Annotated in this window: 17 protein-coding genes, 2 tRNA genes and 1 riboswitch; of the genes, 6 read left to right on the forward strand and 13 right to left on the reverse strand. The window is 47.0% G+C overall.

Going from position 1 to position 19,795, the window contains the following annotated elements:
- The first annotated feature begins 18 nt into the window (after positions 1 to 18).
- Complete coding sequence (locus MWG26_RS20780) at positions 19 to 180, forward strand: hypothetical protein (protein WP_153919936.1); 162 nt, start codon at positions 19 to 21, stop codon at positions 178 to 180.
- Positions 181 to 266: 86 nt separating this feature from the next.
- Here MWG26_RS20780 and MWG26_RS20785 read toward each other — a convergent pair whose 3' ends face one another.
- The 6 genes from MWG26_RS20785 to MWG26_RS20810 form a co-directional block, all read right to left on the reverse strand.
- Entirely contained in the window at positions 267 to 977 is a 711-nt protein-coding gene (locus MWG26_RS20785) for an HAD family hydrolase (protein ID WP_025655730.1), read from the reverse strand.
- Between the two features lie 276 nt (positions 978 to 1,253).
- Complete coding sequence (locus MWG26_RS20790) at positions 1,254 to 2,546, reverse strand: amidohydrolase (RefSeq protein WP_025655729.1); 1,293 nt, start codon at positions 2,544 to 2,546, stop codon at positions 1,254 to 1,256.
- A 170-nt stretch (positions 2,547 to 2,716) separates the two neighbouring features.
- Positions 2,717 to 3,076, reverse strand: coding sequence for a prenylated flavin chaperone LpdD (lpdD, locus tag MWG26_RS20795; protein WP_025655728.1), 360 nt, complete (start codon positions 3,074 to 3,076; stop codon positions 2,717 to 2,719).
- Positions 3,077 to 3,180: 104 nt separating this feature from the next.
- The gene (locus tag MWG26_RS20800; RefSeq protein WP_025655727.1) at positions 3,181 to 3,912 is read right to left on the reverse strand and encodes a DUF554 domain-containing protein; all 732 of its coding nucleotides are present in this window, start codon (positions 3,910 to 3,912) and stop codon (positions 3,181 to 3,183) included.
- 89 nt (positions 3,913 to 4,001) lie between these two features.
- Positions 4,002 to 4,574 carry a UbiX family flavin prenyltransferase gene (locus tag MWG26_RS20805; RefSeq protein ID WP_025655726.1) on the reverse strand — a complete coding sequence of 191 codons (573 nt, stop codon included), beginning with the start codon at positions 4,572 to 4,574 and terminating at the stop codon, positions 4,002 to 4,004.
- Positions 4,575 to 4,585: 11 nt separating this feature from the next.
- Positions 4,586 to 6,052, reverse strand: coding sequence for a UbiD family decarboxylase (locus MWG26_RS20810; RefSeq protein WP_025655725.1), 1,467 nt, complete (start codon positions 6,050 to 6,052; stop codon positions 4,586 to 4,588).
- A 126-nt stretch (positions 6,053 to 6,178) separates the two neighbouring features.
- Between MWG26_RS20810 and MWG26_RS20815 the strand changes: the two genes are divergently transcribed.
- Complete coding sequence (locus MWG26_RS20815) at positions 6,179 to 7,054, forward strand: LysR family transcriptional regulator (protein WP_025655724.1); 876 nt, start codon at positions 6,179 to 6,181, stop codon at positions 7,052 to 7,054.
- A 135-nt stretch (positions 7,055 to 7,189) separates the two neighbouring features.
- Here the strand turns inward: MWG26_RS20815 and MWG26_RS20820 are convergent, their stop codons facing one another.
- From MWG26_RS20820 to MWG26_RS20835, 4 genes are all read right to left on the reverse strand, one after another.
- On the reverse strand, positions 7,190 to 7,492 hold the full coding sequence (locus MWG26_RS20820; RefSeq protein WP_025655723.1) for a DUF6506 family protein: 303 nt from the start codon (positions 7,490 to 7,492) through the stop codon (positions 7,190 to 7,192).
- 284 nt (positions 7,493 to 7,776) lie between these two features.
- Positions 7,777 to 7,847, reverse strand: a tRNA-Cys gene (locus MWG26_RS20825).
- Positions 7,848 to 7,853: 6 nt separating this feature from the next.
- Positions 7,854 to 7,925 (reverse strand) — tRNA-Glu (locus tag MWG26_RS20830).
- Positions 7,926 to 8,109: 184 nt separating this feature from the next.
- Positions 8,110 to 9,210: a DUF3810 domain-containing protein gene (locus MWG26_RS20835; protein ID WP_025655722.1), complete on the reverse strand. Its 1,101-nt coding sequence runs from the start codon at positions 9,208 to 9,210 to the stop codon at positions 8,110 to 8,112.
- Between the two features lie 293 nt (positions 9,211 to 9,503).
- On the opposite strand from MWG26_RS20835, the gene MWG26_RS20840 reads away from it, so the two are divergent.
- Positions 9,504 to 10,133: a cytidylate kinase-like family protein gene (locus tag MWG26_RS20840; RefSeq protein WP_025655721.1), complete on the forward strand. Its 630-nt coding sequence runs from the start codon at positions 9,504 to 9,506 to the stop codon at positions 10,131 to 10,133.
- A 102-nt stretch (positions 10,134 to 10,235) separates the two neighbouring features.
- Positions 10,236 to 10,784 (forward strand): DUF2284 domain-containing protein, encoded by a 549-nt coding sequence (locus MWG26_RS20845; protein WP_025655720.1) that lies wholly within the window; start codon positions 10,236 to 10,238, stop codon positions 10,782 to 10,784.
- Positions 10,785 to 11,200: 416 nt separating this feature from the next.
- Here the strand turns inward: MWG26_RS20845 and MWG26_RS20850 are convergent, their stop codons facing one another.
- The 3 genes from MWG26_RS20850 to MWG26_RS20860 all read right to left on the reverse strand — a co-directional run bounded on the left by MWG26_RS20850 (position 11,201) and on the right by MWG26_RS20860 (position 17,421).
- A complete protein-coding gene (locus tag MWG26_RS20850; protein ID WP_025655719.1) occupies positions 11,201 to 12,244 on the reverse strand; it encodes a ribonucleotide-diphosphate reductase subunit beta in 1,044 nt (347 codons plus the stop codon).
- A gap of 26 nt (positions 12,245 to 12,270) precedes the next feature.
- Complete coding sequence (locus tag MWG26_RS20855; RefSeq protein WP_117440819.1) at positions 12,271 to 14,805, reverse strand: ribonucleoside-diphosphate reductase subunit alpha; 2,535 nt, start codon at positions 14,803 to 14,805, stop codon at positions 12,271 to 12,273.
- A 414-nt stretch (positions 14,806 to 15,219) separates the two neighbouring features.
- Positions 15,220 to 17,421, reverse strand: coding sequence for an NlpC/P60 family protein (locus MWG26_RS20860; protein ID WP_025655718.1), 2,202 nt, complete (start codon positions 17,419 to 17,421; stop codon positions 15,220 to 15,222).
- A 393-nt stretch (positions 17,422 to 17,814) separates the two neighbouring features.
- Positions 17,815 to 17,929: riboswitch (FMN riboswitch) on the forward strand.
- 134 nt (positions 17,930 to 18,063) lie between these two features.
- Between MWG26_RS20860 and ribD the strand changes: the two genes are divergently transcribed.
- Positions 18,064 to 19,167, forward strand: coding sequence for a bifunctional diaminohydroxyphosphoribosylaminopyrimidine deaminase/5-amino-6-(5-phosphoribosylamino)uracil reductase RibD (gene ribD, locus MWG26_RS20865; RefSeq protein WP_055152666.1), 1,104 nt, complete (start codon positions 18,064 to 18,066; stop codon positions 19,165 to 19,167).
- Positions 19,149 to 19,784, forward strand: a complete 636-nt coding sequence (locus MWG26_RS20870) for a riboflavin synthase (RefSeq protein WP_025655717.1) — start codon at positions 19,149 to 19,151, stop codon at positions 19,782 to 19,784. The genes ribD and MWG26_RS20870 overlap by 19 nt, the downstream gene beginning before the upstream one ends.
- Positions 19,785 to 19,795: the final 11 nt, after the last annotated feature.

Below are 19,795 nucleotides of genomic sequence, written 5' to 3' on the forward strand. Positions count from 1 at the left end.
CGTGTGGGAGGATAAGTGATGTTGAAATTTATGGTATTGATCGCCGCTTTGATTTGCTCGGTTGTTTATATGACACTTTTTTGGATTTCTAATCCGAGGGCGAATAGAATTGCTCAGAAAATTCAAAAGCCTTTTGTGATTACCAGTGCACTGCTTCTTGTGCTGTATATTTTACTCTAATGGCTTTCGCAGCTGAGCCTTTTGTTCCTGCACAGGATATGCAGGGACGGAAGGCTTTTTTTGCACGCTAACAGAATGCGTGGGGGTTAATTTTCTGCAGTGAGGAGCTTCTGCAATAACATGTAGAGTTCCTCTTCGGTCTTTACGCTGTAGTCAGGGCTCACACTTCCGGTCTGCTGATTGTGGCTTCTGCGCCTGATCCAGATGGTATGAAGGCCGGCGTTTTGGGCGCCTTCTATGTCGTTTATATAGGAGTCCCCTACAAACCACACATTTTCCCGGGCGATACCCATTCGTTCACAGGCTTTACAGAAAATGCGCTTGTCCGGTTTGTCCATTCCCATTTCTTCCGATATAAAGATGTACTGATCGGGAATCCATTGCCTGATAGCAAGCTGCTCTATTTTGGGCCTCTGATGGTCGACTGTACCATTTGTTATAATTCCCAGCGGAACTTTTTCTCTACAAAAAGACAGAATTTCCTTCATCTTGTCGGATATACGGACTTTCATCTGATACCCTGCATACCGGCGCTGGAACTCCCGGGCCTGCTCTGCCGGGATCTCTATTTGAAGCTCCTGGAAGGCCTTCTGTATTCTATAAATGCATAATTCATCCATGGTAATCCCGCCGCACTGCAGACGTTCAAAGGCTTTATCGCTGTATTTTCGGCTTAAAGAAAATAAATGATCCACGGAAATCGTGTATGTCCCTGCAAACATATCCTTATATGCCAGAGCAAAGGGATCCAGATGATCGTACAGCGTGTCATCCATATCAAACAAAAGCGCATCCATATTCTTTTTCCTCCATAATCTATATGATGTAAATCACATTATAACCTGTAAAAGCTGTTTCGTCTATGTAGTAATCCGTGTTAAGGATCAACTGTACCGGGATGTGTATTTTTTTATAAGTATCAAATATATACAGAAATTTCTGAGCAGATAAAAGGACTGACTCCCTTTATACCTAAACGGAATTCAGCCCTATAAAATTATGATAAATTACTTTGTGTAACCAGGCCGGCGTCTCTGCCGAAAGCACTGCTGCTCCCCGAATCATCCGGATTATCACTGACAGGAACTGCTCTCCTTGTCAAATACAACCTCCCCATCCACGATGGTATATAAAGTCTGCGTAAATACCTCCATAGGATTTCCGTCAAATACCGCAATATCCGCATCCTTTCCTGGCTCAAGACTGCCTACCCGGTCATCTGTACGGCAGATTTGCGCCGGATTTATGGTCAGCGCTTTCAGCCCTTCTTCCATGGGCAGCCCGTATTTTACAGAATACCCCGCACAAATAGGAAGATATTGGATCAAAGCAACCGGGTGATCAGTTGTCACCGCAATCTTCACACCTGCGTCAGCAAGAACCCCGGCTGTTTTAAAGCTCATATACTCTACTTCTACCTTGGACCGTGAAGTCAGATCCGTCCCTACAATCGCCGGATAGCCCGACGCTGCGATCTCTTCCGCGATCAGATGGCCGTCGGTACAATGATCTATAGTGATATCCACATCAAACTCCTTCGCAATCCGTATTGCGGTAAAGATGTCGTCTGCCCTGTGTGCGTGGGCCTTTAGGGGGATTTCCTTCTTCAACACGGGAATCCACGGCTCTAGATCGAAATCCTGTTCCTCCAGATTTCCGCTCTCCCGTTTTTCCAGATACTTCCTGGCATCAAACAGCGCCTTCCTCAGCATATAGGCTGTTCCCATCCTTGTAGATGGACACGTATTCTGTTCCCCGTAAGTTGTCTTTGGGTTTTCCCCGAATGCTACCTTCATAGCTGCCGGGCTTTTGACAATCATATCATCCACACAGCGCCCATGTGTCTTCATAAATACAAACTGACCGCCCACAACATTCGCGCTGCCCGGCCCAGCCATAACTGAGGTAATTCCCGCCTGAATCGCATCGTGAAATGCCGGATCCATGGGATTCACCGCATCCAGCCCGCGGATTGCCGGGAGGACAGGATTCGTCATCTCATTGCAGTCATCCCCGATGGTCCCGCTCTTCTCTTCCGTGAGGCCTATATGCGCGTGTGCTTCGATCAGACCGGGAAGTACCCATGCGCCATGTACATCCAGTACCGCTTCCTCATATTCCTCCTCTGCAGTATTCCCTCCCTCTTTATCCGAAATTGTCCGTCGCGTCCCGCCGGATAAAGAAGACAGGCTTCTCTTACCGGAAGAAGTTTCTTCCTCCCTCAGGCCTCCCAGATCCGGCAGCCCTAGTTCAGCCGCCTGCTCCATGGGCCCCACTGCATCGATGATTTTCCCCTTGATTCTTACATATCCATTTTCATACACCTTCCCTGCCATGGTATAGATTTTTCCGTTAATGATCCACATAAAAAAGCCCCCTTCTCCAAATACGATTTCAGATACGTTTCGCTTTAAAAACATATTCCTATAAAGTATTTCCGAAGAGAGCTTATTTATTCTGTATCTATAACTATATGACCGATCCGGTATACGCAGGTATCAGACACTTGTTACCGAAATATTAATACACTGATGTACTAGGGAATTTCCAGGTCTGCTGCAAATTGTTTCACGGTCTGCTGTACTTCTATGATCTCTTTTTCTGTGATTCCGTCCGTGTGAAAACCACCGCTGCACACCGTTACTGCATTCTTTTTCCGGCATACCTCTTCCGCCACATAGCGGCAGATAATGTCGTCTTTATGCCCCGTCACATTCAGTGTGGAGGATGTAACGCTGATGCTCCCATCTCCGCTCAGAGAGGGTCTGGGTATGGAGAGAACCGTACATCCGATATGCGGCTTGTCACCGCCCTGCATGATGATATAATAATCCTCTCCCAGTCGTTTCACTTGAATTTTTAACGTTGCAAATGACAGTATAATTGTCCATTCCATCTTACATACTCCTATGTATCTATTTTATTTCCCACGGTACAGTCCAGGCCGGTCTTAACTGTTACGTTCCCATACCATATCTGCGTGTTTAAATAGTCCGTAATTTAAGAAACAAGCGGCATTATATACGTCACCCATAGATAGGACAACGGCATTACAATAATCATCGCGGGTATCATATCTGCTGTTGGGAACTTCTTTATATTTACCATGCGGAAACCGGTTGCCAGCATCAGAAATCCGCCGCAAGCCTTGAAGTCATTAATCATCGCCGGTGTAGTCAGCGGGAAGATGATGGTTGCTCCGAAAAACAGTAAAGCGAAGATTATAAACTGCGGCACTGCGATCAGGGATACTACCGCCCCCAGATTGCATGCAAAAATAGCTGCTGTAAATAAGTCCAGAATTGATTTGGAGATCAAAATGGAGTGGTCTCCGCTCATTCCTGCCACGATAGATCCATAGATACCTGTACCACTTGCACAAAACAGTACAATAATTGTAATGAGGGTACTCATGAATTCTTCTTCCGGCAATGAGCTGTTGGAACCTTTTACGAATTTACTGATCACCTTCTGCATACCAGCTGCACCTTTATTGATGCCGGCGCCAAGATGGATGACAAGTCCAAGCCCTGTCCCGATTACAATCGCAAAGATTACAGCGGGCATATTTTCCATTAATCCGATAGTGCTGATTCCCATTCCCATGGAACACACTCCGAATACCATCGTAATCTGTGCTTTAAATTCTGCTGACAGTTTTTTGCTCAGTACCGTTCCTAATACTCCGCCGATTACGACGGACAATGCATTTATAATTACTCCTATTGGCATGTCACTTACTCCTCTTCCTCTCAAATTTGCAGGACTGCACCGATTTTATTACAGCCTGTTGTCTTTCTGTAAAGGTTAATGTTATAATGTTATAGTCCATTCCATCTTCGAAATTTCCTGGCATCTATTCCAAATGGCTCTACCAGTTTTGCTGCAGTGTGATAGATCATCTCGTCTATATTTTCCGGCCTGTGATAGAAGGTCATCATTGGCGGGATAATCCGAACTCCCTGCATCATAGAAAGTTCGTAAAGATTTCTCAGATGGATCGGGCTTAAGGGGGTCTCTCTTGCCGCCAGCACCAGAGGCCTCTGCTCCTTTATTGTTACGTCTGCTGCCCGAAGAATCAGATTATCTGCATACCCGCCGTGAATTCCGGCTATTGTCTTCATACTGCAGGGTACAATGAGCATCCCCTCTGTACGGAAGGACCCACTCGCAGGAGCGGCTCCGATCTCGGTCATGTTCAGGACATGATCCGCACTTTGGCATATTTCTTCCACCGTATAAGAAGTCTCCTGCTTCAGCGTTATTTTTGCCGAATCACTCATGATCAGATAAGATTCGTAATCTTCGGCTTCCCGAATTAATTCCAGGCAAGTATGCAGTATAGGAAGTCCGCTTGCCCCTGTGGCTCCTATTATAATCCTCTTCTTTTCCATAGCTTATATCCTCAGTCTTTCACCCAATGTGTTGGATCAACATCCATAAACTGTGCTCTCTTAAATCTTTCTTTTTGGTCAAACGGCACGGTGCAGTCAAAGATTGTCTTGCAGGCGATTCCGCGGTTTTTGATACTCGGTGAGCATGCAGGATCATTTGATGGATCCAGCGGATGGCATCTTACGCCCGGGATGGTAATAATATCTACATCTCCCTGGAATCTGGTGTTCATGGCCCAGAGCACATCATTGATATCAAAGCAGTCCACATCCTCATCTACGAGGAAGATATGCTTCAATTCACTAAATGCAGTAAATGCAACCAATGCTGCCTGTCTCTGTCTTCCTTCATCACTTGCAACAGTCTTTTTAAACTGCATTACCGCCATATATTTTCCACCGCCTGCAGATGCACAGTACACGTTCTGGAGTTTGCCAGGCATTGCTTTTTCTACCATTCCGTAAATACTTGCTTCTGTTGGAATGCCGGCCATAGATACGTGCTCTTCGCTTGGTCCGATACAGGTCTGCATGATTGGCTTCTCTCTGTGAGTCACTGCTGTTACCTTGATTGTCCAGCACTGATCACATGCCGGTCCTGTATATCCCGGGAACTCAGGCATTGCATAGCCTGTATGGCTGTTCTGGTCTTCCTTTACACGTACATTCGGAAGGATCTCGCCTTCAATTACGTACTCTGCATTAGCGATTGCTTTCTCATTTACAGTCAGGCACTGGCACAGTTCTACAGGTTCTCCTCTCAGTGCTCCGGCTACTGCCAGTTCGTCATATCCCATTGGTGTTGTAGGCGCCTCGAAGCAGGAACCAATTTCAATGGCCGGATCTACACCTATGCTGATGGAGATAGGAAGTTTCTGTCCCAGTTCCTCTGCGCGCTCTGCCATAGCCCCGATGTGACGCGCACCAGGTGTAAAGAAAATAGAGAGTTCATCTTTTCCCTGAATGCAGAGGCGGTGAATGGTAACATCACTCAGTCCTGTCTCCGGATGAGTTGCATAGCACATACCAAGTGTGATGTAAGGACCCGCATCTACAGGTGTGTTTGTTGGAGCCGGAACAAGTTTAAAAAGATCAAAATCAGGATCTTCTGCTTTATGTACTACCTGCTGGCATAACGGTGCATCTTTTACAAGAACCGGCGGAATCGGATTGTCTACGCTTTTGTATAACATCTTGCCAACCTCTTCCGGTTTGCATCCGAACAGTGCTGCCACTCTCTTACGGCTTGCCATAACTCCGATTGCCACCCGTGCATCAGGATGGCCTTTGATGTTGTTAAAGATCATCGCAGGACCTTCTTTTGTCGGACGCATTACCGTACCGCCTGCTCCTACATGACGGTATACTCCTGACAATTCTGCCATCGGCTCAACAGGTACATCCGTCTCAATCAACTGTCCGGGCATTTCCCTCAACAATTCCAACGCGCTTCTGAGATCCACTACTTTTTTCTCCATTTCATTCTCTCCTTTGCTTTTATATTGCTTTTAGATTGATTTTATTTTAATGCTATTTATCTGGTGGATCAATTCAACTTGTGTTATAATTCATTCCAGAATGGAATGAATCAAAGGAGAGATCATATGACATTTGAACAATTGGATTATTTTATTGAGATTGTAAAACACAAAACTTTCTTTGATGCGGCCGAATCCTTACATATCTCTCAATCTTCACTTTCCAAACAGATTATAAAGCTTGAAAAAGAATTGGACGTGCAGCTTTTTGACCGAAGTAAAAGAACTGCACATCTGACGGATGCGGGCCAGTTTTTCTATAAAAACTCACTGCCGCTCGCCTCCCAGTACCACCAACTGATGAAACAGCTGAAAACCTATCAGCAATCTAAGCAGCTCAAACTCCACATAGGGATACTGCCGATTCTGAACCAGTACCAGTTTATCCCCCGATTTCGGGAATTTTCCAAGCTCCATCCGGATATTATGATCAATCTTAGCGAGCTGGAGGAAAACGAGCTTTTGGAAGGCCTTGCCATGGGGAAATACGATGTGATTATTGCAAGAGAAGGCCTTGCCGATACAAAGCTGCACCGCACCTGGGAGGTTGCACAGGATGAGCTTGTCGTTGTATTGCCTTCCGGCCACCCGCTTGCCAATAAACAGGAGCTTACCATCCAGGAATGCAGCCAGGAGTCCTTTATCCTGATGAACCCCTACACTACCGTTCACCAACTCTGTCTCCGGCTGTTCCATAAAAACAAAATCAATCCTGAAATACTGCGCACCGGGAGGGTTGAATCCATCATCAGCTCAATCTCAATCGGTGATGGTATCAGCCTGCTGCCAAAGAAAAACTTTCAGACCTTCCACAGTGAGAATATAGCAGTGATCCCTTTGGTCCCAAAAGTGAACCTTCCCGTCTGCTGCATAAAAAATAAAGCCGAAGAGATCACTCCGGCTTTAAAAGAGTTTATTTTATATTTGCGGCTCATGCATTAAAATGATATTATCTTTAAAATATTGAGTAACCAGGAAAGCGTTTAACCCATGCCGCCTCACTCTTACGCACAAAGCGCCTTCAGCACACTGCTGAAAGCGCTTTTTCTTTTACCTTGGAGTTTTGTATTGTCAAAACTACTGAAACATTTCGTCACCGCTTTTATATCCGAAAGCCGGATGGCAGTCAAATTTTACTGCTCCCACCGCAATATCCGGGCCAACCGCTTTTTTAACTCTGGCAACGCCTTCGTAGCCAAACCCTGCACATAATTCAATTGCTTTACAGCCCTTGTCCACCATTTCTTTGGCCGCGATTTCTGCTTCATCATAGTTTTCAACACCCACCACATTCAAATTGAGCTCCGCACATGGGATAACTACCTTTTTCATCTCTTCATTCACGCCATCGGCTACATAGATAAATGCACATTCAAACATTGGAAATCTCCTTTCTTAATGTATATGCTGAAGTATGTACAAACGCACACTGTAAAGCATGCTCTGTGGGCAGGTTTTCAGCAAAGCGGAAAAATAAGGGGTCAAAACACTTCAGCATATGGTTGATTTGTTTCACTGATTTATAAAACTATCATAGTCTTTTACCTGCCGGATGTCAATCAGCCTTACATTCGATTTTATCTATGATGTTACTGTCTGGTAAGTCTTTCTTTACCGGAAAGCAAAAAAGCCTCGGAAATCTTGAATTTCCGGGCTTTTTCCAGAGGCACAGACCGGATTTGAACCGGTGATCAGGGTGTTGCAGACCCACGCCTTACCGCTTGGCTACTGCGCCTTAGTATGACTCCTACGGGAATCGAACCCGTGTTACCGCCGTGAAAGGGCGATGTCTTAACCGCTTGACCAAGGAGCCATAATATAATCTATAAGTGCCACCGCTTTTGCAGTGACCGTTGTCTATATTACCATAACTCGCCTCAAAAATCAAGCCTTTTACTAATTTTTATTTATAAACTGCAGCCAAACTGTATCCCTTCAGACGGGTCTGCGCATTTGCTGCGCAGACCTGCAAAACACCTTCACCGCCAGTAGAAATTCTACTTCATCCAGTACCCCACAATTAAGTCCACCATCCGGTCATAGCTTTCTACTCCGTCTTCCTGTCCGTTTGCCTTGAGATATGTATCGTTTACTTTATTCGACACTTCTGCCACTGCCCCGTCATACTTTGCCCAGAACCGGCTGTTGGCCTGGAGATCGGCCTCCACTCTCTCATCGAGCGCCGCCCTTACCTCCTGCCATGCTTCTGCATCCGCACGTCGCAGGGCATTCATACTATAGATCCAGCCCATCAGGTATCCGCTGTACTGAAAGTCTCCGCGTTCTGCATCCTTGCACGCAAGAAATGCGATAAAGTTGGCTTCTTCCTCCTGCATAAATCCACGCAGATGTGACAGTTCATGGCAGGCCGTAAACGGAATATTGTAGGCAGTCATGTCTTTGTTATAATTCGCCTCCACAGTAAATGGAACATAAACACCGGTCAGACCCTGATAGGAAAGGATCTCTGATACAAGAAGCCCTTTCGGTCTTGGATAATATCCCTCAAGCGCGGGATACTGTCTGCCCAGCGCCTGCATGGCATTCACCGCGTCTTTTTCCTCCGCGCACTCCAGCATCATCACCCCGTTCTCATCCCGTTTCACCTGACCGGCCCTTGTATTTACTTCCTCTGTCAGCCACAGGCAGGCCTGTTTGAGGTCTTCCACCGTATATGCAGTCGTCTCAATGCCCGATTTTTCAGAGAATGAAACCCGTCTGTAATTAATACCGCAGTTTACCACGTATAACACCATTAGAATAGAGAACGTCAAAAACAGTCCGGAAGCCCACCTTAGCATGACAGCGCCCCCGCTTCCTCTTCTGGCCGCTTCCACAACCGCGTGGATCAGGGAGCCCACTGTCAAAAGCACCAGAACATACAAGCACAATTCAGCCAATGAGCAGGAAAATAAACCGGAAAACCGTCCCACCGCAGACACAATCACCGAATAGATATGGGTGGAATACCATTCAGCCATCCTCAGTGACTGCCCTGAAAGCACAGTAAGAAGCGCGCTCACTACCAGCATAAAGCAGCCTGTAAGCATCCTTTTTTCAGTTGTACCAAACTTTCGTTTTCTCCGCGTTCTTCCCATGCCTGCTGCTCCTCTGCAATTATGCTTAATGTACGATTGATGGAAAAATATCTGCTATATAAATCATACTGTATTCGGAAGCAAAAGACAAGTTTAGACTTGTGAAAGGAGGTGGATACGAAATGAAAAGGTAGGTGCAGGCGTCCCGCAGTTACGGCACACGCCCCAAAGGTGTGAAAAGCAGCAGCCTGTCCCGCAGTTATGAGATTCATCTTGTCGTTATCTAATAAATTAAGTATAATAAAAGTAGATAGAGAGCATAAACCTAAAATAATAGAAAGGAGCTGTAAATTATGTCAAAGAATGTAATGATCACGATAGGCAGGGAATTCGGAAGCGGTGGGCGTGAAATAGGAGCGCGGCTTGCAGAGCGGTTGAATCTACCATTATACGATAAAAACCTTGTTGAACTTGCAGCTGAAAAAATAGGTATCAGCGAAGAGAGGGCTAATACCGTTGATGAAACTGCATTGAACGGTTTTTTAACAACATACGCATATCCGCCGGGAACTATGATGGACTATGTTGGACGAGTAGATTACCAACAGCCTTTGACTGACAAGATGTTCTACGTACAGTGTAATTTGATTCGCGGTCTGGCTCAGAAGGGACCGGCTGTATTTATTGGAAGATGTGCGGATTATGTGCTGCGGGAACAGGAGGAATGCCTGAATGTTTTCATCTGTGCAGACAAGGCAGACAGGGTAAAGAGAACGATGGAACTCTACGGACTGACTGAACGGAAGGCCGCCGATAAGATGAAAAAGATCGACAGAGAACGCCGTTATTACTATGAGACATATACCGGAAATGAATGGGATGCTGTAAGTACTCATGATATGATCCTGAACATAAGCAAACTAGGAATGGACCGGGCAGTCAGGTATCTGGAACTGATTTACAAGGGAATGGCCGAAGAATAGGAAGCTATTAAAAACACATATGACGGCCCAAAGATGTAACATCCGGCCATATTCACATACTCCCGGGTCACTATAAAAATTCATGGAAAGGAATTATCAATCATGTCTGAAGAAAAAACATTTCCCTGCATACCGGACGAATCCCAGCTAAAAGAAATTGGTATCTACGAGTATGGTTTTATATCAACCGCCGACATCCTGTTTCAGGATGAAGTCCGCCGGATCTGCCAGTCAAACGGCTGCGGCCAATACGGAAAATCCTGGGCCTGTCCCCCTGCCGTAGGCACCGTCAGCGAATGCAAAGCCCGATGTCTGGCATTCGAAAACGGCATGGTATTCACCGGAAAATACGACCTGGAAGATTCCTTCGATGTAGAAGGAATGCAGGAAGGCCACAAAGAATTCCAACAAGTATCCGCGAGACTGCGCGGACTCCTTGGCAGCAGATTCCCCTACCTCCTGCTCTCCAACGAGGGCTGTATCCACTGCGAGACCTGCACATACCCCGACGCCCCCTGCCGCATGCCCGGAACCCTCACACCTGCCGTAGAAGGCTTCGGAATCAATGTCCAGCGCCTCTCCAAAACAGCCAAAGTCCGCTACATAAACGGCCCCAACACAGTAACCTACTTCGGCCTCCTGCTATTTTAACCCCCCTGCGCCCACCCAAAACACATCTCATCCCTCATCCGCTGCCCCCGGAAGCGCCCACCACATGGTTATCTTCCGCCTGGATGCACCAAGCCTGTATGGAATGTGCCTCCTGCCGCAGCCCGGGAAACTTCCATGCCGCTTTCTGGGAGCATAGAGAGCGTCATACTCTCACTTGATAAAAACCGCACCCGATTGAGAGGCTAAACTCTGCTTTACCAAGCAGAGTTTAAGCCGGCCTGAGCCGCGCAATTCATCAGAATTGCGGGGTGAATGCCGGTGGTGCCTCCCAATCGGGTGCGGTTTTTATCTAGTGAGAGTAGGCAAACGGCCCGCCCCCAGAAAGCGGCATGGAAGTTTTCCGGGCTGCGGCAGGAGGCACATTCCATACAGGCGCCCTCCCTCCGCCCAAACACCTAAAGGTCGTCCACAAGCGCGCTGCTCTTAGCATAAGCCGTGCTCCGAGCCTCGAAGAAGTCTGTCTTTATCATATTAGCATTCGAAAACTGGCTGACCCAGGACATGCTTTCCGGTTCTTTCTCATGCCCTTCGTAAATGGGATCCAGCTCCAGACCTCTACATCTCAGGTTCCCAAGATACTGGATATAATCCGTGATCATATCCTGGTTCAGCCCCTGTATATCATCCCCGATCACATAATGCCCCCAGCGGATCTCCTGCTCGCAGCCCTCCCGGATCATACTACGGTAGATTTTTGCTTTCTCCGGTGTAAACAGCCATGCCTCCTCTTTTTTCAGCTCCATTAAAATATTACGGAACAGCCACAGATGGGTGTTCTCATCCCTGTTAATATATCGGATCTCCTGCACAGATCCCGGCATCCTCCTGTTCCTTCCAAGATTATAGAAAAACATAAATCCGCTGTAAAAATACACACCCTCCAGAATATAATTGGCAATCAGCGTACGTGCCAGCATGTCCGGGCTTTTTTCCTCCTGGAATGCATTATAAAGGTTCCCGATGAACTCATTTCTTTCCAATAGATGCCGGTCCTCTTTCCACTGATAGAGTACGGCATTGCGTTCCTGCGGTTCACAAATCGTGTCCAGCATATAACTATAGCTCTGGCTGTGCACCGCCTCCTGAAATGTCTGGATAGACAGACACAGGTTTACCTCATTTGCGGTAATGTATTCCCCGATATTCGGCAGATTCGCAGTCTGGATACTGTCTAGAAATATCAGGAATGACAGGATCTTATCATAAGCCCTGCGCTCTGCAGCAGGAAGCATTTTATAATCCTTGATGTCAACGCTCAGATTGATTTCCTCCGGCACCCAGAAATTATTCATAGCCTGACGGTACCAGTCGCTGACCCATTTATACTTCATATGATTAAAATCATTCAGATTGGTCGTGTTCCCCCCAATCATTTTTCGTTTTGTAACTTCAATATCCCCCTCCGGATTAAAGAGTGGTTTCTTAACTAGTTCTGACATGTCAGCCTCCTGTTTTCAACATTGTCTTAAGAAGAGCATACCTCACATTCCTCAACTTCAAGGCTTCTGGAGCGAATATAGTAAATCGTCTTCACCCCTTCTTCCCATGCCTGCAGATACAGATTCAAAACTCCGCGGAAGGTGTACTCATTCGTAATATAAAGGTTCATACTCTGTGCCTGGTCAATATGCCTCTGCCGGATGCCGCAGGCCCGCACAGACCATGACTGGTCAATTAAATGTGCATTTTTATAATACCAGAATGTCTCCATCGAGAGTTCCGGTGCGACTCTCGGCATCAGCCCATTTTTCTTCTCCTCCATAAAATACCTGTTCATCACAGGATCCAGACCCGCCGTCGTCCCGGCTATAATGCTGGTGCTGCTGGTTGGTGCCGCCGCCAGAAGATAGCCGTTTCTCAGTCCCTGTGCAGCCACCCTGTCTGCAAGCTTCTTCCACCTTTCATCCATCAGATTTCTCTGCCGGAAATACGCCCCTGTCTGCCACTCACTTCCCTCAAAGTAGGCGTAACTGCCTTTTTCCTTTGCAATATTGCTGCTGGCGTCTAATGCAGCATAGTGGATATCCGCAAAAACCTTCTCTGCAAAGTCCAGATGTTCCTGGCTTTCCCAGCGAATCCCATGCTTTGCAAGCATATGCTGGTATCCGCTTACGCCCAGACCAATCGGACGATATCTGTGGTTATTAATCCTGGCATAAGGCACAGGAAAGAAATTCAGGTCAATCACGTTATCCAAAGCACGTACGGCGCTCTCGGTAATGTAAGACAATTCCTTGTAGTCCTCCACCTGTATATGTCCCAATGACAGGCTGGCAAGATTGCACACTACAAACTCGCCTGGTTTTGTCACCGTCACGACAACGGTCTCCCCGTCTACCTCCTCGGTCCTCTGCTCTTCCAACTCTATCGCGCTCATATTCTGGGCGATCTCTGTACATAGGTTGCTGCAGTAAATCATACCTTTATGCCGGTTAGGATTGGCCCTGTTCACCGTATCCCGGTTAAAAGCAAAGGGCGTCCCGGTCTCCACCGCACTGCGGATAATCAGCCGAAGCACATCTTTCATCGGTATGACCCGCTTGCGGATCCGTTCATCCCGCACACAGTCCAGGTACTTTTCCTCCCACTCCTCCCCAAAAGCATCTTCCAGGGCATATCCTTTAATCGTCAGTATCTCATGGGGGCACATAAGATACCAGTCGCTGTCTATATGATCCCGTGCCTGCTTCCAAAAATAATCCGGATAGCAGACTGCGGGAAATACATCGTGAGCCTTCATCCGCTCATCGCCGTTATTCGTCCTTAAATTCAAAAATTCCGGCAGGTCTCTGTGCCACACATCCAGATAAACCGCCACGGCCCCCTGCCGGACCCCGAGCTGGTCCACCGCCACAGCCGTGTCATTGGCGAGCCGTATCCAGCGGATCACACCGCCTGCAGCGCCCTCAAATCCACGGATAGAGCTGCCGCTTGCCCGGACCTTGCCAAAATACATGCCCATCCCACCGCCGTATTTACTGACCTTAGCAAAGTTATCAATGCTGCGGTAGATTCCATCCAGACTGTCCGGCACTGTGTCGATAAAACAGGAGGACAATTGGTGGTACGGCTTTCTCGCATTAGAAAGCGTCGGCGTTGCCATAGTCACTTTCAGCGTGCTGAGCATATCGTAGAAACGTCTGACCCAGATGCTTCTGTCTTTTTTCTCCTGCATCGCCAGATGCATTGCAATTCCCATGAACATTTCCTGGGGCGCCTCCAGCGGTTCCCCCGTCCTGCTGCAGATCGTATATCTCCCAAGCAGCAGCTCCAGACTGGAAAATGTAAACAGATCATTCCTTTTCTTACAAAGCCATGTCTCAAACTCCCCGATCTCTTCCTGGGAATAGTTCTCTAATATATATTTTCCATAAAGCCCCTGTTCCGTAAGCCAGCATATTTTTTCATAAAAGCTGTGGATATGAAATGCCTGCATCTGCCTGTCCAGCTGAAGATCAAAACTGAGCATTCTGATCCTGGCAGCAATCATCTCCCACTTTGGCGCCTCCTGTGTCGTCAGCTCCGCACATGCTTTTACGAGTACAGCCAGTTTTTCCAGATCCGTCAGCCCAGGGCTTAAAAGCGCCTGAAATCTGGCATTCAGCTGCTCCAGCTCGTATTCCTCCTGGATAAATTCCTTCTGAATGCCGGCCAATACGCCTGAAACCCCGGGTATACTTTCTAATTCTGCTGCAATCCGCTGGCGGGATATCCTTCGTCTTGCCCTTCCCTCCCGGTACAGGATATAGCTCTTCAGCTCCTTATAATAATTCTCCTCCATCAGAGTCCGTTCAACAAAATCCTGGATTTCCTCCACAGATATGGCCCGTTCTCCTGCATTTACATCGTCCGGAAACTTCGACTCAATTCTGTCCAGAAGCCTGTTGCTTTCTGATTCCGCAATAGAACTGCCCACACTGGAAAAGGCACGCCCTATCGCATTTTTAATTTTCTCCGGGTCATACACAGCCAGAGCTGCATCTCTCTTATAAATCTTCATAGAATTCTCAAGCCTTTCACACCATATATTTTCACATACTTGCACAATCTATTGTGCCATGTAGAACATATTACCACAACATATCGTTGTTATCAATATACAGATTCTTACATTGTGAGACGAATAGTAGCAGTTCAGGCAAGCCTGAACTGTTACGGCGAATGTTTTAATCCACGTTCGGTTATTTCACAGAGTACCACATATCTTGAAATTAGTCTTCTTGCTGAAGGTAAATTCTATTCGGAATACATAAGATTTTACTTTGATATCATCTATAAACCAAAAATACTCCCAGTCAGGAAGACAGATCAATTAATATTCTGATCCGTCTGCCCGGCCGGGAGCAGTTTTTTATCTCTCACCCTCGCAGAACATGAATTACAAGATGCCCTGGAGCGTGTCTGAAGCATCCTTTTATTTCACCAGATACACATCCGCCTGATTCACGCCCATACTGAGAGCTCTGTCATGATCATTTACATAGATATCAATATGATTCCCTTTCACTGCACCTCCGCAGTCCTCCGCTGTGAATACATGTCCCCCAATAATAACCTGCGTCCCATAAGGAATCACACTCGGATCCACCGCAATCGTCTGTCCTTCCACAACCGGAGTTCCTGTTGCTGTAATGCCTGTCTCCACGTCACAGCATACCTCACAGGAACAGTAATAAGTCAGCTGGTAATCTCCCAGATACTCTCCGTACATATCATCTGTGGCATTCACTTCCCCAATGCTGCTGGCAAAACCGCCGCCCACACTGTCATCCAGGACTTTCACCGCCCACACTGCCTCGGATGTATCCACATTCCCCTGGACGATTCCATAATCTGATCCCATGGCCTCAACGGTCTTTCCGTCTCCCGCATAGATCACAACATGGTGAATATAACCGTCCTTTGCGTAGAATATCAGATCTCCCGGCTGTGCATCCTCCACGGCAATCTTTGTGCCATACTGTGCCTGATCCTCCGCCACTCTCGGCAGATTGTATCCATACTCTTTAAAAATACTCTGTACGAACCCGGAGCAGTCTGCACCTTCTGTAAGGCTGGTTCCGCCCCAGACATAAGGATTGCCGATAAACTGTGAGGCAAACTCTAAAACAGACTGTCTGACACTGCTGCCTGGTACCCCTGATTTTACGGAAGTCAATGTGTAATAGCAGGCCTTGTTCTTTTCCGGTTCTATGATCTCGCTGGCAGTCGGGAAGTTTTCTTCTCCCTTCTCCTCCACAGTCTTATTCACTTCATTCCCTGTCTTAAGATACTTTTTATTTACAAATCCTCTCACATCGCCTGATTCAATATAAACCCACTCTTCATTCTCGTCGGCAAGTACATAGCACAGGCTGTCTGCCTTCAACGTTCCTACAATCCTGGTATTCGTGTCTTTGCCTTCTCTGACGTTGAGCAGTCCGATGGTTGTCAGTGCATATTTCTTGTCAATAACGGTCCTGTTCACCGTTGAATGTGTATGTAAAAACGCGTTATTCTCATTCTGGGGAATTAACTCCTTCGCAACAGAAACCACGCTTTCTATTCCAGTATACTTTGTCTTTGTTCTCTCGGCCTTTTTCTTCGCCCTGTCCTGATACTTTGTTAAAAGCTTCTGTGCATCGTCTCCCCGCAGAACCTCATCCGCTTTCACGAAACCGCGGACCGTGCCTGATTCCACATACAGCCAGCCGTCCTCCTCTTCCTGAAGTACATACAGAAGTCCGTTTGTATTCAAAGAACCAACTGCTCTCGCATTCTCTGTCATCTCTTCACGCACGGATAATTTTGCTTTCGCAAAAGCATACCTTCTTGCCACCGTCCAGAACCGGAAGTCCTTCTTAATTTCGGGAAGCTTAAAAATCTGCTGACCGGCAATCAAGGCCTGATTGTTAGAATGGTCCTGCGCAGCAGGTGCCTCCTGGGCATCTCCGGAATTATTGCCCTCATTCTCCCCATCACTGCCGCTTTCACCGGAATCCGATGGTTTCTGTGTATCTCCGCTCTCCTGGTCTGAACCGTCCTGGCTGCCTCCGGTATTTCCATTGTCGGAGGTGCCGCCATTCTCTTCTTTATCCCCGTCGTCTTTTCCATCTTCGTCATCGCTGCCAGGCTTGTCCGTTGTATTACCGCCCGGTTTATCAGTTGTATTATCTCCCGGTTTATCCGGTGTATTGTCACCTGGCTTATCCGGTGTATTATCCCCTGGCCGGTCACTCCCGTCACCGCCCGGTTTCTCCTCAGGCTTTTCTTCCACCCGCTCTCCTGTAACCGGGTCTACCTTCTGATTTGTCTTACTGTCATGTAAAAACTTGGTCTCCTCATCCTGATAAACGGTGCCGTCCTCCAGCATCTTGAGCACCTCTTCCGAGATATCCACCATTGTTCCGCTTCCGTCAACCGCCGCTGCCTGACGGGCCTCTTCGGGCTGTTCAGTGTCATTTGGCTGCTCTGTATCTTCCGACTGCGCACCGTCCTGTCCCTCTCCGCCTTCCTGTTCCTGCTGTAACGGATCATTCATGCCTGTATCGGCTGCCATAACGGATGCCGGCTGTACAGCCATCATTCCTGCCGACAAGACAACTGCCAGCATTCTTTTGTACTCTTTTGCTTTCATTCTAATTATTCCTCCCGCAAATTCACTGCAATTCTCTATAGGTCTCATACCTCTGCGTAATCATCATTCTCCCGGCTATGGCAGCCCCCCTAAAACTTCCAACGCCGTCCGCCTGTTAAGGCAGAAACTCGCAAAAAAGAGCTTTGCTCTGTATCTTCCTTGTATCTATCTCCTATGAGATCATTATTCTTATATTGTACTCCCTGGCGGGAATGAATGCAATCATATTTTCCCCTCATTACTGTGCAATTTTTTTATTTCTTCTCGGCATTACTGCTTATTCAATTTTGGAATCATCATACGATAAATTGGAATACCCTATTTCCTCTAAATTCCATAAACTATATTGACAGTTCGTACCTGCCCCACTATAATAAATTTAATTGAATAACAAACTATCTTCAGGGCAGGGTGCAATTCCCTACCGGTGGTACAGCCCACGAGCCGCAAGGTATGATTCGGTGCAACTCCGAAGCCGACAGTAAAGTCTGGATAAAAGAAGATGAAAAGTAAACATGCTTTTTATATACTCTGAGATGATTCTATCATTTCAGAGTTTTTTGTTTAGATCGCATAAATTACCTTTTTAAATGTCTTGGATAGATTTTATTCAAGGCATTTATTTTTTTCGGAGGTGATGATATGGATAATTTAAAACACATGCAATCCGCATTGGCGCTTGCAAAAAAGGGCTGTGGGTTTGTGAATCCGAATCCAATGGTCGGGGCTGTTATTGTAAAGAACGGCAAGGTGATCGGGCAGGGCTGGCATGAATACTTCGGGGGGCCGCATGCTGAAAGAAATGCCCTTCGTAACTGTACGGATTCCCCGGAAGGGGCCGTCCTGTACGTAACCCTGGAGCCCTGCTGCCACTACGGGAAAACTCCCCCCTGCACCGAGGCCATAATCCGCAGTGGAATAGCAAAAGTGGTGATCGGCACGCTGGATCCCAATCCGGTCATGGCAGGAAAAAGTGTTGAGATCTTACAAAACAATCAGATCCAGGTTGAGGTTGGCGTTCTGGAAGAGGACTGCAGAAAACTGATAAAGGTATTCCGCAAATTCATAACAACAAAAAATCCCTTTGTCCTAATGAAATACGCTATGACAATGGATGGAAAAATCGCCACTTACACCAAACGCTCAAAATGGATAACCGGCAAGGAGGCCAGACAGCGGGTGCATCAGACAAGGCATGCTTTTTCAGCAATTATGGTGGGCGTGAATACGGTCATATATGATAATCCATCGTTAACCTGCCGTCTGGAAAATGGCAGGAGTCCGGCCCGGATCATTTGTGACACACACCTGCGGACTCCCCTGGAATCAAATGTTGTCCAGACAGCCGGTTCCGTCACAACCTTTCTGGCTACCAGCAGCAAAGATGAAGGGAAACGGAGACAATACCTGGAAAAAAACTGCGCACTGATAGACGTGAAGGAAATAGACGGCCATATAGACCTTACAGACCTTATGGCTGACCTGGGCAGCCGGAATATTGACAGTGTTCTCTTAGAGGGCGGCAGTACTTTAAACTGGAGTGCCTTAGACCAAAAGATCGTGGATGAGACAGAGATTTATATCGCCCCCAAACTTTTCGGCGGTGCAGCCAGCACTCCTGTGGGTGGAAACGGCGTTGCTTTTCCGAACGAAGCTTTTCAGCTAAAAACGTCTTCTGTTTCTCAGATCGGGGATGATTTTCTTATCGAAAGTGAGGTGATATATCCATGTTCACTGGAATCATAGAGGAAGTTGGAAATATTTCCGGTATACATAAAAAGGGGAATTCTGTTCGATTGATTATCTATGCAAAAACAATCCTGGAAGATATCAAAACCGGAGACAGTATCGCTGTGAACGGCATCTGCCTGACTGCCGCTGCTCATGGGGCATCCTCGTTTACCGCAGATGTCATGCACGAAACGCTAAGCAGGACGGCCCTCTCCGGCCTGAAGCAGGGAAGTCCCGTTAATCTGGAAAGAGCAATGCCGGCAGGCGGGCGGTTTGGCGGACATATCGTTACAGGCCATATTGACGGCACAGGGACTATTTCTAAAATTCAAAAGGATACGATTGCTGTATGGTACACAATTCAGACAACCGATAAAATCGCGCGGTACATTATTGAAAAAGGTTCTATTGCGATAGACGGGATCAGTCTTACGGTTGCAGCGGTATCCGGAAACAGTTTTCGTGTCTCTGTGATCCCCCATACTCTGGCACATACAGCACTAATCACAAAAAGGAACGGCGATACCGTCAATCTTGAGAATGACTGTATCGGTAAATATGTGGAGAAGCTTCTGGGCAAAGAAGATACATCTATGATAACAAAAGAGTTTCTACTTAAAAATGGATATTAGGAGGGCATTCA

The organism is Faecalicatena contorta (assembly GCF_022835095.1).
In the GTDB taxonomy this organism is placed as follows: domain Bacteria; phylum Bacillota; class Clostridia; order Lachnospirales; family Lachnospiraceae; genus Faecalicatena; species Faecalicatena contorta.

Coding starts and splice junctions, on each gene's coding strand:
- MWG26_RS20840 (WP_025655721.1), top strand. CDS start 9,504: ATGTCAAAGAATGTAATGATCACGATAGGCAGGGAATTCGGAAGCGGT.
- MWG26_RS20860 (WP_025655718.1), bottom strand. CDS start 17,421: ATGAAAGCAAAAGAGTACAAAAGAATGCTGGCAGTTGTCTTGTCGGCA.
- MWG26_RS20805 (WP_025655726.1), bottom strand. CDS start 4,574: ATGGAAAAGAAGAGGATTATAATAGGAGCCACAGGGGCAAGCGGACTT.
- MWG26_RS20855 (WP_117440819.1), bottom strand. CDS start 14,805: ATGAAGATTTATAAGAGAGATGCAGCTCTGGCTGTGTATGACCCGGAG.
- lpdD (WP_025655728.1), bottom strand. CDS start 3,076: ATGGAATGGACAATTATACTGTCATTTGCAACGTTAAAAATTCAAGTG.
- MWG26_RS20800 (WP_025655727.1), bottom strand. CDS start 3,912: ATGCCAATAGGAGTAATTATAAATGCATTGTCCGTCGTAATCGGCGGA.
- MWG26_RS20815 (WP_025655724.1), top strand. CDS start 6,179: ATGACATTTGAACAATTGGATTATTTTATTGAGATTGTAAAACACAAA.
- MWG26_RS20810 (WP_025655725.1), bottom strand. CDS start 6,052: ATGGAGAAAAAAGTAGTGGATCTCAGAAGCGCGTTGGAATTGTTGAGG.
- MWG26_RS20835 (WP_025655722.1), bottom strand. CDS start 9,210: ATGGGAAGAACGCGGAGAAAACGAAAGTTTGGTACAACTGAAAAAAGG.
- MWG26_RS20870 (WP_025655717.1), top strand. CDS start 19,149: ATGTTCACTGGAATCATAGAGGAAGTTGGAAATATTTCCGGTATACAT.
- MWG26_RS20820 (WP_025655723.1), bottom strand. CDS start 7,492: ATGTTTGAATGTGCATTTATCTATGTAGCCGATGGCGTGAATGAAGAG.
- MWG26_RS20850 (WP_025655719.1), bottom strand. CDS start 12,244: ATGTCAGAACTAGTTAAGAAACCACTCTTTAATCCGGAGGGGGATATT.
- MWG26_RS20790 (WP_025655729.1), bottom strand. CDS start 2,546: ATGTGGATCATTAACGGAAAAATCTATACCATGGCAGGGAAGGTGTAT.
- ribD (WP_055152666.1), top strand. CDS start 18,064: ATGGATAATTTAAAACACATGCAATCCGCATTGGCGCTTGCAAAAAAG.
- MWG26_RS20785 (WP_025655730.1), bottom strand. CDS start 977: ATGGATGCGCTTTTGTTTGATATGGATGACACGCTGTACGATCATCTG.
- MWG26_RS20780 (WP_153919936.1), top strand. CDS start 19: ATGTTGAAATTTATGGTATTGATCGCCGCTTTGATTTGCTCGGTTGTT.
- MWG26_RS20845 (WP_025655720.1), top strand. CDS start 10,236: ATGTCTGAAGAAAAAACATTTCCCTGCATACCGGACGAATCCCAGCTA.